General features: G+C 45.9%; 12 protein-coding genes. 7 read left to right on the top strand and 5 right to left on the bottom strand.

What is annotated here, in order from left to right:
- Window positions 1-477: 477 nt before the first annotated feature.
- The 3 genes from KW844_RS20435 to KW844_RS20425 all read right to left on the bottom strand — a co-directional run bounded on the left by KW844_RS20435 (window position 478) and on the right by KW844_RS20425 (window position 4,251).
- Window positions 478-1,059: a hypothetical protein gene (locus tag KW844_RS20435; protein ID WP_218378643.1), complete on the bottom strand. Its 582-nt coding sequence runs from the start codon at window positions 1,057-1,059 to the stop codon at window positions 478-480.
- Window positions 1,060-1,062: 3 nt separating this feature from the next.
- On the bottom strand, window positions 1,063-2,337 hold the full coding sequence (locus KW844_RS20430) for a hypothetical protein (protein ID WP_218378642.1): 1,275 nt from the start codon (window positions 2,335-2,337) through the stop codon (window positions 1,063-1,065).
- A 345-nt stretch (window positions 2,338-2,682) separates the two neighbouring features.
- Window positions 2,683-4,251, bottom strand: a complete 1,569-nt coding sequence (locus KW844_RS20425; protein ID WP_218378641.1) for a Na+/H+ antiporter — start codon at window positions 4,249-4,251, stop codon at window positions 2,683-2,685.
- A 315-nt stretch (window positions 4,252-4,566) separates the two neighbouring features.
- On the opposite strand from KW844_RS20425, the gene KW844_RS20420 reads away from it, so the two are divergent.
- Window positions 4,567-5,013, top strand: a complete 447-nt coding sequence (locus KW844_RS20420; protein ID WP_218378640.1) for a cold-shock protein — start codon at window positions 4,567-4,569, stop codon at window positions 5,011-5,013.
- 68 nt (window positions 5,014-5,081) lie between these two features.
- Here the strand turns inward: KW844_RS20420 and KW844_RS20415 are convergent, their stop codons facing one another.
- On the bottom strand, window positions 5,082-5,822 hold the full coding sequence (locus tag KW844_RS20415) for a hypothetical protein (protein ID WP_218378639.1): 741 nt from the start codon (window positions 5,820-5,822) through the stop codon (window positions 5,082-5,084).
- 371 nt (window positions 5,823-6,193) lie between these two features.
- Here KW844_RS20415 and KW844_RS20410 point away from each other — a divergent pair, with 371 nt between their 5' ends.
- The 5 genes from KW844_RS20410 (at window position 6,194) to KW844_RS20390 (ending at window position 13,124) form a co-directional block, all read left to right on the top strand.
- On the top strand, window positions 6,194-8,635 hold the full coding sequence (locus KW844_RS20410; protein WP_218378638.1) for a bifunctional YncE family protein/alkaline phosphatase family protein: 2,442 nt from the start codon (window positions 6,194-6,196) through the stop codon (window positions 8,633-8,635).
- Between the two features lie 89 nt (window positions 8,636-8,724).
- A complete protein-coding gene (locus KW844_RS20405) occupies window positions 8,725-9,804 on the top strand; it encodes an AI-2E family transporter (protein WP_218378637.1) in 1,080 nt (359 codons plus the stop codon).
- A gap of 10 nt (window positions 9,805-9,814) precedes the next feature.
- The gene (locus KW844_RS20400) at window positions 9,815-10,297 is read left to right on the top strand and encodes a hypothetical protein (protein ID WP_218378636.1); all 483 of its coding nucleotides are present in this window, start codon (window positions 9,815-9,817) and stop codon (window positions 10,295-10,297) included.
- A 107-nt stretch (window positions 10,298-10,404) separates the two neighbouring features.
- Entirely contained in the window at window positions 10,405-10,791 is a 387-nt protein-coding gene (locus KW844_RS20395; protein ID WP_218378635.1) for a VOC family protein, read from the top strand.
- Window positions 10,792-10,856: 65 nt separating this feature from the next.
- On the top strand, window positions 10,857-13,124 hold the full coding sequence (locus tag KW844_RS20390; protein WP_218378634.1) for a tetratricopeptide repeat-containing sensor histidine kinase: 2,268 nt from the start codon (window positions 10,857-10,859) through the stop codon (window positions 13,122-13,124).
- On the opposite strand, the gene KW844_RS20385 is transcribed toward KW844_RS20390, so the two are convergent.
- Complete coding sequence (locus KW844_RS20385) at window positions 13,121-13,864, bottom strand: LytTR family DNA-binding domain-containing protein (protein WP_218378633.1); 744 nt, start codon at window positions 13,862-13,864, stop codon at window positions 13,121-13,123. The genes KW844_RS20390 and KW844_RS20385 overlap by 4 nt on opposite strands.
- 212 nt (window positions 13,865-14,076) lie before the next feature.
- Between KW844_RS20385 and KW844_RS20380 the strand changes: the two genes are divergently transcribed.
- On the top strand, window positions 14,077-18,207 hold the full coding sequence (locus KW844_RS20380; RefSeq protein ID WP_218378632.1) for an MBG domain-containing protein: 4,131 nt from the start codon (window positions 14,077-14,079) through the stop codon (window positions 18,205-18,207).
- The last annotated feature ends 8 nt before the right edge of the window (window positions 18,208-18,215 follow it).

The following is an 18,215-nucleotide window of genomic DNA, read 5'->3' as shown; positions in this document are numbered from 1 at the left end:
AACTATAAATCCCCAGTTTATAAGTGATTTATTGAACTTTAATTTGTTGATATATTTAAAGAAAAAATATGCGATTAAAAGTGGAAATCCCACAAAATGGGGTATAAAATAGGTTTGGTGCGAAATGATTAGGTTAAGTAATGCATATATTGTGAAAAGGATAATAATTGCGTCAATCCTATTGAATACTAGTACTTTTGAAGAGATCAGAAAATTTATACACAATATACCTGCAATTCCTGAAAGGAAAAATAGCAGATGCTGGTCATATTCAATAAACTTGTTCTTTCTGCTTTCTGTGGTGAATATTTGAATGGAGAAGAAACCTGTTACCACTAAGTAGAAACATGTAAGTAATAGTGTCTTGTATATATTTTTTATGGGGTGGGTAATTCCCATTTTGATGCCGTTTATTAGTAATATATTTTGTGAATCAAGTAGCGATCATATTCTGAATAGCACTGTAATTCGGATATATTACTGATATTTATTATTGATTATCAGTCGTTTTTGATTTTTTAGTATATAGACAGTTTTGCCAGCATGAAATTTAAAATAGTCCTTCCTGAAATGTTTATCTGTAAATACAGGTTGGTTATTCATGTCATAAAAGGTCACTTTTTTCGTTGCTTCAAGGCACTTATTAATTTTTTTTCTGATTGCCCTTTTGCTTTTAGCGGAATAAGGGCAATCAGAAATGTTTTTTAATGTATTGAGATATACTAATACCAGTCTGTTGTTAATGTAGGCATAATATGGTGAATATATTTCGTCCTTGTCATCATTCTTTATTGAATACATAGCGGGAGTTATGAAGTATTTCAACACTGTATCTCCATTGTTTTGTTCTGAGACAAAAAGGTTCACATAACCGAGTCTTCTTTTAAAGAGATTTAATGAATCAGGACTTTTCTCTTCTTCATTAATTACTTGTTGAATTACCTCAATAATTACACTATCCTTAATTACAATTTGCTGAATAACAAAATTGCATTTTGATTGAGCAATACAATCAAGTGTGAAAAAAAGTAATACAGGAAATAGAAAAATGACTTTCATAATTTATTTTATACTGGAACACGTTACGTTTAAAGGGCCGGTAGCAATTACAGTAGCACTTGTTTCACCGGCCTTGAATTGTCCAATTGCCCCACAACCAATTATATAGTGAACGATGGATGGATAACTGGTTGCCATATTTTGGTCTCCGTTACTTAAAGTTTGATTAGAGACACCATCCGTTCCATCTTGTATACATGGTGAATGGGTATGAATTGTAGCCCGAATTGGTATGAAATATTGTCCTGCGGCTTTAATCATTCCAGCGTATTGTTGTTGAGGAGCACCCTGGCTTTCAGGATAAGTATAATATGCCTGGCCTTCATGCATATAAAAGCCACTAGCCCTACCTCCATCATATCCCAGGACAGCAACTGTCATAACACGGTTGTCAACGGTTAATACACTAACAACTTCTTTATCCAGAGTGGCTGCTCTATCCCATGATCCCTGGACACCAGAGCATGTTATAGGGTATTCTGCGATTGGTTTGTTGCCATTACCTCCATAAACCGAATTAACATTAAAGTTTCTACTTAAGGCATTTTCCGTTGTGTTTCCACCACCGCCTCCTGGATTTGACCCGGTATCTATACAATAGGAATATAGAAAATCCCAGGTTTGAGTACCATCACTCCAATAAGTAACGAGAAAAACATATCTGCAATCCTGTTCGCTCTCTGTACTCAGGCTGGGAGTGGTGTGCTTGCCTGATAGGGTATTCTGATAAGTGTCGCCGGATGTTAACTTTGAGTTGCCCTGTACTATGCCTTCTTTATAGTAGCGTCCTTCTAATCGAAAATAGGTTATATCGTATACTATGATAGCACCATTAAATTTCGGAATTGTGGAAGAGTTAATTTGTTCAAATAGGCTATTATTCTTACTTGAAAGGACTTTGGGATCTCCGTAAGCCTCCACAATATTTCCCGAAATTATTTCGCCCTCTTTTTCAACGAATATTGCCTTTCGGAGGAACCCATATTTGTCGTTGTTCAGTTTGAAATCTGCTGTTGGTGCAATTAACAAGTGAGTGCCATTATTTTGCGGATACATTATAGAACTCTCCCATCTTATTTTTAGCTTATAATTCGATTGTTTTTCATCAGCGGTATCTTTCAATTTTATTTGCGTGGCATACCATGTTTTTGCTGCATCAATCAGAGCTTGTGGAGCAACCTTTTCTTTTTCTGTTGGAGTAGAAGAATCGTAATCAGTGCACGAATTTACTAATAGAAATAGGAACGATAGGATGCCATAGATGAGTTTTGTTTTCATAGTCTTAAATACAGATTTTGGATGATGACTTATAGGTTCAGGTATACAAACTGTTGAGATTAGCGAACTATCTATTTTTCCGAATTAGCTAAGAATATAATGGTCTTTGGGTTAAAGATAATTTGCGAATTGGAAAATATTAATTATTATTTGATTGATCAAATTTTTGGCAGCGTTTTTTTACTTGATTAGTTGAATGGGCCATGCTATAATAACGCAAGAATTTCAGTTTATGTTATAGGTAAATGTCTGATCACCGTTACACCTCTCTTTCCTGAACAAAAATTTAGCTTAGTGAGGTGTGTTTGCAGTTAAGATTATAATTAGTCCTGCCGCCACCAGTGATTAACTGTATTTCAATTTTTCTTCTTCCAGGTCCAGCTTCGTTAAATATTTCCTTATAAGTTCCTCATCGAAATGTTTGTCGGCCGCATTTTGGGACAGCAGCCATGCGCGCTGGCTGTTGATGATCTCATAGCTTTCGGATTTGGACAACGTTTGCAGTTCTTCATTGCTTGCCTGCAACAGGCTGTTCCATTTTTCCTGCAGTTGCCGCAGGTGTTGGTCCGAGGTGACCCGGTCCCCGAAGCGGGATTCGATAAAATGCACCGTATGATCAGCCAGCCCTTTCCTGATGAGTGCTTCTGCTTCTTCCTCCGGTACGAAGTCATCATATTGCGGCAGGTCAAGTTTCCGGATGAGGTAGGGGAGGGTGAGTCCTTGCAGGAGCAGGGTAATGAGAATAACGATGAAGGTAATAAAGAGAATCAGGTTTCGCTGTGGAAACGGGGCTCCGTGCAGGGTTACGGGGATACTCAGCGCTGCCGCCAGGGATACCACACCTCTCATGCCCGTCCAGCCCATTACCAGGGGAGCTTTGAATCCAGGACTACGTGCATCCGCTACCGTTATGAAGTTACGGGCAATGAGGGTCACGATAACGGCACCATAGGCTGCCAGTATGCGACCTATGATGAGCACTACGGTCACCAATACACCGTAACCGATGGCAGTCATCATGCTTACGCCTTCCAGGCCGCCGGTAATTTCGGGGAGGTCCAGCCCGATCAGGAGAAACACTAATCCGTTCAATACAAACACGATGTTTTGCCATACGTTCACGCCGCGCAGGCGGGAGGTATTGCTCAGGAAGGTATGGCGTTTGTTGGACATGAGCAGGCCGCCGCATACTACAGCGAGCACGCCGGAGCTATGGGCTTCCTCTGCCACCATGTATATGACATAAGGAGTGATGATGGTGAGGATGGTGTCCATATTAGCGTCCGTGGGCAGGCGCTTCTGCGCCTGTATGATGACCCAGGCGAGGAGGAGTCCGATGCCTATGCCGCCTATGATCATCCAGGCAAAGCCACCTACGGCCTGGTACCAGATGAACTGGCCCGTGCTGAGGGCGATGAGGGCAAAGCGGAAAATAATGAGGGAGGAAGCGTCGTTTAGCAGACTTTCTCCTTCCAGTATGGCCGACATCCGCTTAGGCACGTTCACGAATTTGAGGATGGCACTGGCACTTACTGCATCCGGCGGGGATACGATGCCACCCAGCAAAAAGCCCAATGCCAGCGTAAAGCCGGGAATAAAGTGATTGGCTACAAAGGCCACGCTCATGGCAGTTAAGAACACTACTACAAAAGCAAAGCTGCCAATAATGCGGCGCCAGCGCCACAGCTCTTTCCAGGAAATAGCCCAGGCGGCCTCGTATAGCAGGGGAGGCAGGAAAATTACAAATATCAGTTCCGGGTCCATCCGCAACAACGGAACGCCCGGAATAAAACTCAGGATCAGGCCTGCCACTACCAGCAACACCGGATAGGCAATCTTCAGCCTGTTGGCCAGCATGATGATCGCGATGATAATTACAATAAGGGTAAGATAAAATGAAAACTGAGGTATCATCTCTCGAAAATTATGGGTTTTGCATGGTTGTATCGCAACTATACCGTAAGATAATTAATTCCTTTACCAGCAGAATAACCCATCGCAGAAAAATGTTGTATAAGCCTGACTTTCAAATTAATCCCGCTTTATTCGGTTTTTAATCGTATCTTTATTCAAATATATCAGGCTCCTGCCTCGGCTTCTTCTGATCTAGTCTGGAATTCTTCTTTTCTTCCTCAGTTTACGCTTTTCCAGCTGCCGTATTATCTCACTCAACATATTACACAAAAATCGTATTGGTGCAATATTGCGATATAACTAAAACAAGTAACTATGGGAGAATCCTTCTCAAAAAAAGAAAACAGAAATAAAAAGGCCAAAGCCAAAGAGAACAAGGCTCAAAAGAAACAGGACCGTAAAGAGAACAATAACAAGGGCAAAAGCCTGGAAGATATGTTAGCTTATGTGGACGAATACGGGAACCTGAGTTCTACCCCACCGGATCATTCCAACAAAGTGGAAATTGATTCAAAAGATATAAGGATTGGTGCCACTCCACGTCCAGCGGAGGATCCTCTGAGAACGGGCATGGTAACCTTCTACAACTCCACTAAAGGTTTTGGGTTTATTTCTGATGATCAATCCAGGGAAGACATATTCTTTCATATGAACGATTTACTAGTGCCTGTAAAGGAAAAAGATAAGGTATCATTTTTGCGCGACAGAAATGCCAAAGGATACTATGCAAAAGAAATCAAGAGAATTGACGGGAGAGGTTAACATCTTCCTGAATCATAAAATTAAAAAAGGATGCTTTCGCAAAGAAAGCATCCTTTTTTAATGCCCGATTATTGCGGAATAATGTTTTTATACTGTCCGCTACTGTCACGTACCTCAATCTTAGGATTGCCCGCTTTATCCACGTAGATCTTCATTTTAGGCTTTCCTTTGGCATCATATAAAAATACGCCCGCATCGGCATTTACGTTTCTGCCGATAAACATCCTTCTCTTAGCACCTTCCTTGTTCCACAGTTCACCGATTTTAGCATCACGTTCTTTAGGATCTGCGATTTTTTCCAGTTCTTTCGTTTTCGCCATGCGGTCCATGAGATTGCTGCCCACAGGATATTCATTAAACATCAATCCGCGTGAAACCTCCGCCTTTCCGTTTTCGTAGGTTTCATCATTTAAGAGCTGAATTACCTGGTCGTCGTGATAGTTGTCCATGGTGAAAGACATGCCATGATTCACTGAACCATCTTTAGTAGTGGTAGCCGCCACAATGCCGCCGCACTCATCACCCCTGTTGGTGAAGAAGATAATGCCGGCAGGTCTGTCACGTTTCGGGATGTCCTTGCCTTCCATTCTGCCGGAGTGCTGCCTGGTTTCGTTACTTAGCACCATTCTTGGAATGTTATCTTCTCCCACGACAGTGATGCGCTTTACGGTCAGCTCGTCCGCGGTAAGATTTTTATCTCTTCCAACAAAAGAAGAAAGGATAAATACTAAAAAGATGGAGGTGCTGATGACAGCGTAATACATTAAAAAGTTGACTTTACGTTTGAGCGATTTGTCTGTGTTTTGCATAGTGCTTGTTTGTGTTCAATAAAAAGTTGCTGAATCGCGCATCAAGGAGGTGCTTAATTTACTTTCCGTAACCGGGTTGACATATCAGGTTGTATCCTCAGATTATTGGTCTACTCGGGGGAGCTGCATCAAACAATACCTTTTTTCTCATAAGTTTTCGGGGTCAAATGTAGGCGTAAAATCTGGCATTTTTGGTATGCAGACGGACAGTCTCCGGTAAAACGCATCCTATTGCTGGTGAATAGGTGCTGCGATAAATATTGTATTTTTAAACAGGCAGGGTTTAATAATAAGATAATATAGCGCGGGAAAATCCTTTAGCTCTTTGATTAATTTCGCATTTCTATTGCGCCAACAGCTTATTACATAGTATGAAATCATCATTATTTTTGCTGTCCATTTTAGCCTTTACGGGCTTCAGCACCTTTGCACAAACACCTGGATTGCAACAGGACACCAGACAGATCATCCTGCCGAACGGCTGGAAGCTCAGTCCCGCCGGACATTCCATTCCGCTGGGCGATCTCCCGCTGAACCTGCAGCTAAGCAGCTCCGGGAAATACTTGGCTGTCACCAACAACGGTCAAAGTACACAATCCATTCAGTTAATTGATCCTTCCACCGCCACGGTGCTCGATAGCTGTATGGTGGGTAAAGCCTGGTATGGCCTCGCTTTCACCAAAGATGAAAAGCAGCTGTACGCCTCCGGTGCCAATGATAACTGGATATTAAACTTTCCGGTCAGCAAAGGTAAGCTGGGCAAAGCCGATACCATCCGGCTCGGCAAAGCATGGCCGGCGCAAAAAATCAGTCCTGCAGGTATTACGGTGAACAGCAAAAATACGCGCCTGTATACCGTCACTAAAGAAGATAGTGCAGTATACATCATAGACCCTTCCTCCAAACAAATACTGCATCGTATTCAACTGCCAAATATTGCATACAGCTGTGTGTTGTCGCCCGACGAAAGTAAACTTTATGTAAGCATCTGGGGTACAGCAAGCGTAGCCGTTGTGAACACCGCTACTGCCACCATCAACGAGTTAATAGCTGTAGGTAATCACCCGAATGAGCTGCTGCTCAATAAGAAAGGATCGATATTGTACGTGGCTAACGCTAACGACAACACGGTGTCCGTTATCAGTACTGCCGACAGTAAGGTGATAGAAACCATTTCGACCACCCTGTATCCTACTCAGCTCAGCGGCTCCACTACCAATGGCCTTGCGCTTAGCAGGGATGAAAAAACGTTATACATCGCTAATGCAGATAATAACTGCCTGAGCGTGTTTAATACCTCCGTTCCGGGGCATAGCGAAAGTATGGGTTTTATCCCTGTGGGCTGGTATCCTACCAGTGTGAAGGTGCTGCGTTCTAAAATAATAGTGGCTAACGGAAAGGGCAACACGTCGTTGCCGAATCCGCAAGGGCCACAGCCGGTGAGTAAACTGGATAATAGTGGTATTCATACAGGCAGCACTGCAAACAGTCGCCTGCAGTATATTGCCGGACTTTTTAAAGGGACATTGTCGTTTATAGATGCGCCTAAAGCCGAACAGTTGAAATCGTATACCCGTCAGGTATATGCCAATACCCCGTTTTCTGATACCAAAACCTTGCTAGCTGATGGAGAAGCCGGTAATCCTGTTCCCAGGAAGCAAGGGGAGCAGTCGCCCATTAAGCACGTATTTTACATCATCAAGGAAAACCGCACCTACGACCAGGTATTGGGCGATTTGCCGCAGGGCAACGGCGATTCTTCACTGACCTTATTTGGCCGAAATATTACACCTAACCATCACGCTTTTGCGGAGCACTTTGTGCTGCTGGATAATTTTTATGTAGATGCAGAAGTAAGTGCGGACGGGCATAACTGGAGCATGGCGGCCTATGCCACCGATGTAGTAGAAAAAACCTGGCCTACCACTTATGGTAACCGCGGTGGTACCACTAATTATGAAGGAGGGCGCCCCGTAACCTATCCTAAAGATGGGTTTATATGGGATTACTGCCAGCGCGCAGGCCTGAGCTATCGCAGCTACGGTGAGTTTGGCTCCTATAATAAAGCGAATCTCAAAAGCTTGCAGGGGCATATGTCGCCCTATTCCCCCGGCTTTGACATGGACATAAAAGACCAGGTACGCGTGGATGCGTGGCAGCACGACTTCGATTCGCTGCTGGCTATTAACCAGGTGCCGCAGTTTAGCACCATCCGGATTTCTAACGACCATACCAGCGGACAGCGCAAAGGCAAGCCTTCGCCCAGGGCCGCCGTGGCGGACAACGACCTGGCCATAGGCCGGTTGCTCGATCATTTGTCGCATAGTCCGGTGTGGAAGGAATCCGTGGTCTTCATCCTCGAAGATGATGCCCAAAACGGCCCGGACCATGTGGATGCGCATCGCTCGCCGGCATTCGTGATCGGCCCTTATGTAAAAAGGAAAGTGGTAGTGCATAACATGTACTCCACCTCTGGTTTCCTGCGTACCATGGAGCTGATACTGGGTTTGCCACCTATGAGTCAGTATGATGCGGCAGCATTGCCATTATACGAATGTTTTACCGATACCCCTGATTTTACTCCTTACACCGTGAAACCTGCCCTGGTGGATCTTGAGGAGCGCAATGTAGCGGTGAACGAAAGCAGCAAAAAGTCAGAGAAGTATGATCTCACTAAAGAAGATGCTGCTCCTGACCTGGAGTTAAATGAGGTGATCTGGAAGTTCTTCAGAGGAGAGGAGGCAGTAATGCCGGCGCCTAAACGAAGTGGGTTTGTGATATTGGAGAAGAAGAAAAAAGAGGATGATGATTGATAAATAATTACATCTTGTGATATGCAGCCCAATGATACTTCGGTGTCATTGGGCTTTTTCGTAAATTCATAGTACCGAAACTGATGCTTATGAATTACCGCTATCGCCCCGGCTCCAGGAACCTGATTGAAACCATACTGGTGCTGCTCTTGCTGCTAGGCTTACTGCTGGCTCTTTACCAGGTACTGCATATCTTCTTCGGCGTACTCACTTTTGCGCTTATTTTCTCCGTTTCTTTTCATGGATTGTTTGAAAAGATGGTAGGGAAGATGGGCGGCAGGCGTACATTGGTAGCCGTTATATATGCGGTGTTGCTGGTTGCGGTGATAGCACTGCCGGTAACCTATATCATCAGCGCCCTCAGCTCGCACATGCGTGAAATTGTGGAGTGGGTAAACGATACGCGGCAAAACGGGTTGCCCCCCTTGCCCGCCTGGATGGTGAACCTGCCGTACATAGGCCCGGATATTAATGCGTACTGGCAGGGATTGCGGGCAAGTCCACATGCCACGCTGACAGGCCATGAAAAACAAGTAGGCGTAGTCGTTAAGCATGTGGTGAGCAGTGGCGCGGAAATTATTGGGGCGGCGCTGCAGCTGATCATCGGTATTATTGTGTCTGCCTTTTTCCTGGTAGGCGGGCAAGCGGCGGTGCGGCCATTTAAACTGGCCATACAGCACCTGCTGGGTAAAAAGGATGGGGAGGAACTGCTGGAAGCCACGATCATGGCGGTACGGGGCGTGTCGATTGGGGTGATGGGAACGGCATTTATTTCCGGCGTAGTATCCTGGATCGGCTTTGCGATTGGCGGTGTGCCGTTTGCTTTGCTGCTTTCTGCCCTGGTGTTTTTAGTAGTGCTGGTACAAATAGGCCCGCTGCTGATCTGGATTCCGGTGATCATCTGGATGGCTACACAGGGGCATCCGGGTGTTACGCTGTTCCTGGTGATTTATGGTGCCGGCCTGCAGATAGGAGAGGCGATTTTAAAGCCCGTGCTGATGGCTAAAAGCGGAAAGCTGCCATTTTTAATTCTATTCCTGGGCGTCATAGGAGGTGCCGCAGCATGGGGATTTACAGGAATTTTCAAAGGCGCTATCATTATGGCTGTATTCTATACTATCTTTAATTCCTGGCTGGCGGACAAAGCTGAACCGCAGCCGGTGGAATAACTTAGGAATTATGAAGTCTGCATCGGTTAACGATATAAAAAAAGAATTAAAAACCTTACCGCACGAGAGCCTGGTGACGGTATGTTTGCGCCTGGCAAAATTCAAGGCAGAAAACAAGGAGCTGCTGACCTACCTGCTGTTTGAGGCAGAGGACCTGCCTGCATACGTAGCGGCTATCAAAGCAGAAATTGATGAGGCATTTGTAGAAATCAACAGCGAGAAATCTTATCTCGCCAAGAAAAAATTGAGAAAGATTATACGTATAACGAACAAGTATATACGCTATGTTGGGGAAAAGGAAACGGAAGCGGACTTGCTGCTGTATATATGTCAGCATATGAAAGATGCGGCTATGGTGAGCAGCCGCAATGTGCAGATCCATAACATCTATATGCAGTTGCTGAAGAAGTCAGTAAAGGCGATAGATACGCTACATGAGGATTTGCAGTATGAGTATATCAGGATGGTGAATGGGCTGGATATAGATGTATAAGCACCTCCATCTCCCTAAAAAAATGACGGAATACCCCCGGATAATTTCGCATTTCACCACCCTGCTTTATTGTTCATTGCCCTATTTTTGGATAAAACTAATTGCATATGAAAGTGAAAAAAATCTGGGCTAATTACAGCGTACAGGATTTAAGCCGTACTACTGCCTTCTATACAGCGCTTGGCTTTAAACACAATGGCGCATCGGATCAGCTCACCAGCTTTTTCTTTGGGGAGCAAAATTTTATCATACACTTTTTTTTAAGGGAGATACTAACGCCCGCAATGATGGGACCCATCGTGGATGCTACAGCCGGTAATGAAATCATATTCACCCTAAGCGCCGGCACCAGGGAGGAGGTGGATCAATGGGAGCAAGAAATCCGAAAGGCCGGTGGTACTATTGTGTCCCAACCAGCGGCATTTGGAGAAGGTTATTATGGTTTTGTTTTCGCAGATCCCGATGGGCACCGCTTTAATGTGTTTCAGATGTAGCTAAAACTAGCAGATTATCAACCGGTTTCGTACCTTGCGCCGATATTCCGAATCGCCCTGGTACCATGAAACTGTGTTATTACTACCTGCTATTACTATTATTCCTATGTCAAACCGCCACTGCCCAACGCCAGCAGTTGGAGCAAACTATCGACAGCCTGTTGCTGGCCGACCGGCACTTCCCAACGGAGGACAAAGCCCGCTTAGAGCGCTATGAAAAGCTCTATAAGTGCTACGCTAAATTGAATCAGGAAGCGCAGGTGGTGGCATATACCGGCAAGGCCATGCGGCTGGCCGATAAACTAAAACTACCCCGATCTGCCGGCGATGCCTGGTATCATCTCGGATATTATTATCACAGTCGCGGAAAGTATATACCTGCTGAAGAAGCCTATAAAACAGGGATAAAGAAAGCAACTGAAATTGGTTACCGGCAATTATATGGAGATATTTACTATAACCTGGGCGCTATGTACGCATCCTGGCCGGATTATGATAAAGCCCTGCATGCCAATCTGGAAGCCGTTGCCGTATTCAATGAACTGGGTGATAAGGAAAGTGCCGCTGGATGCCAGGTGAATATCGCCAGTGCCTACAAGGGGCTGGCGCAATATCAACAAGCGATTGCCTATCTGCATAAAGCGCTGGAGGTATTTAAAAATACAAAAGGAAACGAATATGGCATTGCCCTGAGTTGCTCCGAACTCGCAAGCATTTACTTCCAGGCTGATGAGCAGAAACTGGGCATGAGTAAAACACAAAAAATGCAGGCAGCCTTGCAATACCTGGCGCTTGCCGAGGGCCCTGCAAATCAGGTGCAGGTATATGATCTTTTGGGAGATATTAATGTTACCCGTGGCAGAATATATAGCATGAATGGAGATGTGGAAGCGGCTGAACACGCCTTCCGGAAGGCTTTGGAGTATAATAAGGGAATGACGGATATATCGCTATACGCCAACAGCCTCTTATCATTCTCCGAATTTCTGATGAGTCAACAGCGATACGCAGACGCTGCCCCACTGGTGTCAGAAGCGTTAAAGATAGGAGAGGAGGGAAAGTGGCCGCAGGTGCAACGGGATGCGCAACTGGCATTGAGTACTCTGGCAGAAAAGCAACAGCAATACACTGTGGCGCTGGACCACTATAAAGCTTATATCCGGTATCGCGACCAGCTGTTTAACGAACAGAACGAACGGGAGATCACCCGTAAACGAATGCAACTGGATTTCCTGATAAAAGAGAATGATTACAAGCACCAGCAGCACACGATGAGCCTGGCCTTACAAAAAAGAACGCTGGAAGCCACCCAGCGAAAACAGGCACTGGAGCTAAAAGAACGGGAAAGCAGGATTCAAAAACTGGCCTTCCTGCAGCGGCAGGCAACACTGGAACGCGAGAAATTGCAGAAAGAAAATGAGCTCGAACGGCAACGCCTAAACGCTAATCTCGACAGAAAATCCCGCGACGAAAAAATACTCATCCAGGAAAATAAAACTAAGCTCAACCGTAACCTGGCCATCTTCCTGGGAGTGATACTGCTGGGATTATCCGGGGCAGCACTGCTGATCTACCGTGCTAACCGCAAAACAGCACAGCTGAACCGGGTGATATCCTCACAAAAAGCGGAACTGGAAGAACTGGGGAAAGTGAAAGATCGTATACTTGGAATGGTGAGTCATGATATGCGTGCACCAGTTAACTCCCTCATATCCTTTACCCGGCTGCTGGAACATGGTAACCTCAGCGAGGATAAACTCAAAGCCTACACGCTTAGCCTGACAACCACCCTCGGCCATGCATCCAACATGATGGATAATGTGCTTAACTGGGCCTATAGCCAGATGCAGGGTTTCAAGCCGGAGTTACAAATGCTCGATATCAGTACGGTAGTGAAAGAACTGGTGGATGCAGCAGCAAGTGATGCCGCCCGCAAAAAACTGCAGCTAAATTATACGCAGGACGGCGCAGCTACCGCCTTTGGAGATGTTAATATGGTGGCGCTGATTGTCCGGAACCTGTTGAATAACGCTATTAAATTTACACCGGAAGGTGGGCAGATTGCTATCAGTATTGTGCAGGCCACATCTTGCCTGCAACTCCGTATATCCGATACAGGCGTGGGTTTGAGTGCCGCTCAGCAGGAATGGTTTAATAGCGATAGTGTTGCTGTTAGTCGCAGTACCAGGGGTACCAATAGTGAAAAAGGTTTCGGGCTCGGGCTCACTTTATGTAAAACCTTTGCTGCCATGATGCATGCCAATATTAGCGCGGCACGCAATGTACAGGGCGGCACTACCTTCGAGCTTTCAATGCCATATAGCCAGGTTTAATCCCAATTTTTTACAGTTCTGGTGAGGGTCCGGTGCTGGATCAGCTGTAACAATTCGTCGCGGTAGGACGGACTGAGTGGAATATTGCATCCACCCTCCAGTAATATGTCATGGGTACTTACACTTAGTATTTTGCTGAAGTTGATCAGGTATTGTTTATGCACCCGCACTAAGATCCCGGGCAATTGCAGCGCTAGGTTTTTCAGGTTAATCAGCGCGGTATGCGCCTGCCCATCGCTGGTATGCAGTTTGGAGAAATCACCGAGGCCTTCAATATAAACTATGTCCTCCGGATTCAGCCTGGAGTAGCCTTTACTGTCTTTCAGAAAATAAAAATCTTCTTCTTTTTTGGGTATTGCCGTTGGCGTTACCTTTTTTTTGAGATCCAGGTATTCCACTGCTTTGTTGACCGACTTCATTAACCGTTCTATGCTCACCGGTTTTACGATGAAATCCAACACATCGAGATCATAGCTTTCGGCTGCATGTTCCAGGTGGGAGGTGATGAAAATGAATACTGGCGGGTGCTTCAGACCTTTCAGTAATTCAATACCGGAAATATCCGGCATGTCGATGTCTGAAAAAACGATGTCGATTGGTTGGGTGGACAATACCTTCAATGCTTCCGCCGCATTTTCACAAATGGTTTCGATTTTCAGGATGTTAATCTTATCAAGATACATTTCTAAAAGATCCCGCTCAATCAGATTATCTTCTATTACCAGGCAATTGTACTTCATCGGGTTCAAATTAAGATAATTATTGAAATAGCCATGATTTTCCAGACAGAGAACAGCATTTGCCAGATTATTCACCTGCACTTACCTATTGGCTGATTTCGAACTTCCCTTTTTCCTGACTTTTGAATGCATTAACCTATTTATCTAAACAGGGAACCTGCTGTTGGGTGCAATTATATGAATCTAACCATCCTTATACGTCAATGATTACTATGAAATACTTTTACTCCAGATTAGGTGTGATCCCCTTAGTGGGAATGCTACTAATGAATGCTTTACCTGGCAGCGCCAGGGCTTTATTTCCGGATGATAAACCTGATGTAAATCCGGCAGTAATGATGCCATATGCTGCTCCGGTCATTACCTTGCAGCCATTGACTCAAGCAGTATGTCCGGAAGGAAATGTAAGCTTTACTATTGCTGCCACCGGTGCTACCAGTTATCAATGGCAGGTATTAGAGAGTGGTAGCTATAAGGATATAGTGGATGGGGGAATTTACTCCAATGCTCAAACTCCCATGCTTAGTTTGACGGGTATACCGGAGTCCATGGATGGGTACCAGTTCCGATGTGTTGTATCAAACGGAGAAACTACCATTTCACAAATTGTCCGGCTCAACGTGAAACCGGTGACCAGCATTTCCGGCATGACTACCCTAGCTTGTAATGGTGGTAATACCGGTGCGATAAATCTGAGTCCATCAGGAGGATCTGGCCGTTACACCTATGTATGGACGCCGGCCGTCAGCTTAACTAATTCGGCAACGGGTCTGGCCGCAGGGGCCTACAAGGTGGTCATTACCGATGACAAAGGTTGCAGCATTGAAAAAGACTTTACACTTACTCAACCAAGTGCAATTACCGTAGCAGGGCCTACTGGCAATGTTTTATGTAACGGGGGGAACGACGGCTTTATCATCGCTATAGCTTCAGGGGGAGCTCCTGGGTACAGCTACAGTTGGTCATCACCCACCTATCCGGCATGGCCTGGCACCGGGACTACTACTCCAAATGCGTTTACCTTGGCCGCCGGCAGGTACTCCCTGCAAATTACGGATGCTTATGGTTGTGTGAAAAAGCAGGATTTCACAATCACGCAGCCTGCTGCCTTGTCCGTAATCACAGATTCCAAAAATGTTACCTGTAATGGCAAATCCGATGGCACCGCTGAAGTAACAGTGAGCGGTGGAAGTGGAATCTATACTTATTCCTGGGCGCCTTCCGGAGGTACGGCGGCGAAAGCCTCCAACCTGGCCCCTGGCATGTATGTAGTTACCATCAATGATGGTAATTGTTCGGTTACACGCAGCTTTACGATTACTGAACCTGCGCCGATGGACGCCATGGTTAACAAAATTGACCCTACCTGTAGTAATTCAATGAATGGTTTGGTTTCGGTAAATGTAAAAGGAGCCACCCCGCAATATACTTATTTATGGACGCCTTCAGGGAATACCACCAGCTCAATGCCGGGCCTGGGGGCGGGGCAGTATACAGTGCGCGTCACCAGCCCGGAAGGTTGTGTGGCGGAGCGATTTGTAGAGCTGGTAAGTCCGGCCCCGCTCGTGGTGAAACCCTATAAATCCGATGTGAGCTGTAAAGGAGGTAAAACCGGTGAAGCCGCAGTGGTAGTGACTGGCGGTTCGGGTACATATACCTATTCCTGGAGTGGAGGTGTAGGTACCGGATCAACTGCATATAACCTGGCAGCCGGAGATTATACCGTTACCATCACGGATTCAAAAGGATGTCAGGCTACCCAGGCCTTCACCATTCTGGATGGTGTTGCCATGACTGTTACCGCCTCATCTACACCTACACTTTGTAACGGACAAGCCAACGGCACCGCCACTGTAGACGTTACCGGCGGAGAGGGTGGATATTCCTACGCCTGGAGCCCTATAGGTGGTACCAATGCAACTGCTACCGGGCTTGCAGCAGGTTTATATACCGTTACTATCAAAGATGAAAATGAGTGTGAAACCAAAGCGGAGGTAACCGTAAAAGAGCCTGCCATCCTGGAAGCAAAGATTACTGCGACCAACCCAACCGCACCGGGGCTCACTGATGGTACGGCCACCGTTAGCGCTACCGGTGGCACCGGCGCGTATACCTACTTATGGCCGGTATCTGCCGCTACTACCCAAACGGTCAACAACCTGGGAGCAAACACTTTTTCGTGTATGGTAACAGATGCTAACAGCTGTACTGTTTCTACCTCCATTACTCTCAAAAGCGCAGCTACAATAAATATTCCAGCTAATAATACCTTCACCTACGGGGATGCGCCTGCTGTTTGGCCGTATACTTCCAACAGTAGCGGCGCCGTTAGCTTTAGCAGCAATAATACAGCCGTAGCCGTTATGGAAGATGGAAAAGTTAAAGTCCTGAAACCTGGTACTGCCACTATCACCGTCACACAGCAGGAAGATGCTACTTATGGGAAAACGATGGTGCAAACTGATATCACCGTTCTGCGTAAAGCGTTGCTGTTAACCATGAACAGTACACCCGTTATCTCTAAGGTATACGATGGCACAACAACAGCTACCATTCAACCGGCAAATTACTCCCTTACTGGTGTGCTGCCTGGCGCTGATATTGATATAACAGGTACCGCAGTTTATGCCTCCAAAAATCAAGGCACAGCAGTGGGAATCACCTGGGAGCAGCTTGCATTAAAAGGTGCCAGCTCGGCATACTACGACCTGTTACTGCCATCCATCGCCACCACTGGTGAAATTTTGCCCCGGCCCCTCACTGTAACGGCTACACCCGCGCGGAAGGTATACGGTCAAAATGATCCGTCCACTTTTGCCTACACCATTACACAAGGAGCCTTATTGCCCGGTGATATGTTTACAGGGAAAGCAGCCCGCGAAGAGGGAGAAGGGGTGAAGTCTTACCAGATTACCAGTGGAACCCTGGCGGCTGCTAACTATACCCTCACGTTTAATCCCGCCACATTTGATATTACCCCCGCTGCGCTCCTGGTAACAGCGGAAGATAAAACAATGGCCCGTGGTGCCACTTTGCCCGCCCTCACTTACACCTTTAGTGGTTTTGTAAATAACGAAACAGCTGCGGTATTGAAATCAGCCCCACAAACCAGCACTACTGCTACCAGCGCAAGCCCGGAAGGTACTTATGCGATTGTTGTAAACGGTGCTGCTGCTGATAACTACGTTTTCCAGTACCAAAATGCTACCCTGACGGTTACAGCTGCACCGGTGACTAAAATCAATTTCTCACCTGTACCCCTGTACGAAAATATGCCGGCACAAACGGCTGCCGGTAGTTTTCAGGCCGAACCATCCACTAACGTTTATGACTATACGCTAGTAAGCGGGGAAGGGGATAATGATAATAATCGCTTCACTATCGCCAACGGCCAGTTGTACACTGCTGCGGCACTGGACTACGAAAGTCAGTCCACTTACCGTATCCGCGTAAAAGCTATTGCTCAGTCAGGACTTGCTGTAGAAACTGCATTTACCTTACAACTCCTGGATGTAAATGAAGTGCCTGCTATCGGGGCCATCGCTGATAAAGCCCTATGCTTTGATGCCGCTGTTCAAACGATCGCTGTAACTGACATCAGTGCAGGGCCGGAAGCCAGTCAAACCACCACGCTTACAGTATCTGTTGATAAAAACATTTTCTCGTTGCTTGAAATCGTAGGCAATGGCGCTAATGCAGCCACTATCCGCTACACACTGAAAGAAAATGTTGCAGCCATGGCGAAGATTACCGTAATAGTGAAAGATAACGGAGGTATAGCTAACGGCGGCGTGGATCAGGTGTCGGCCACCTTTAACCTTACCGTGAATGCCATGCCGGTATTCACCATCAGCAGCAACCCGGCCATGCCTGTAAAAGCACAAACGCCGGTGGTACTCACTGCTAACGGTAACGCCACTACGTATGAATGGCGCATGTATAACAATACCGTCGAAAGTCAGGCTGCATCAATTACAGTGGCGCCAACTATCACTACCACCTACGAGGTAACGGGCAAATCCGGTGAATGTGCCAGTATGCAAACCTTTATGCTGGAAGTGCAAGGCGTGCAGGAAGTACCGCCGGTGAAAGTCAATAATGTGATCACACCTAACAATGATGGCTATAACGACAAATGGGTGATTGAACACATCGACCAATACCCGGATAACGAAGTGAAATTATTTGATAAGGCCGGTCGGTTAGTGTATCAGCGGAAGGGGTACCGAAATGAATGGGATGGTACCAGGAACGGGAACACGCTTGCAACAGGAGTTTATCTCTATACAATTACCATAAAAGACAAACCGGTTATTAAAGGATACCTCACTATCGTCAGATAAACAAAAGG

This window comes from Chitinophaga sp. sic0106 (genome assembly GCF_019219075.1).
Lineage (GTDB): Bacteria > Bacteroidota > Bacteroidia > Chitinophagales > Chitinophagaceae > Chitinophaga.
This window is presented reverse-complemented; position numbering and strand designations above follow the sequence as displayed.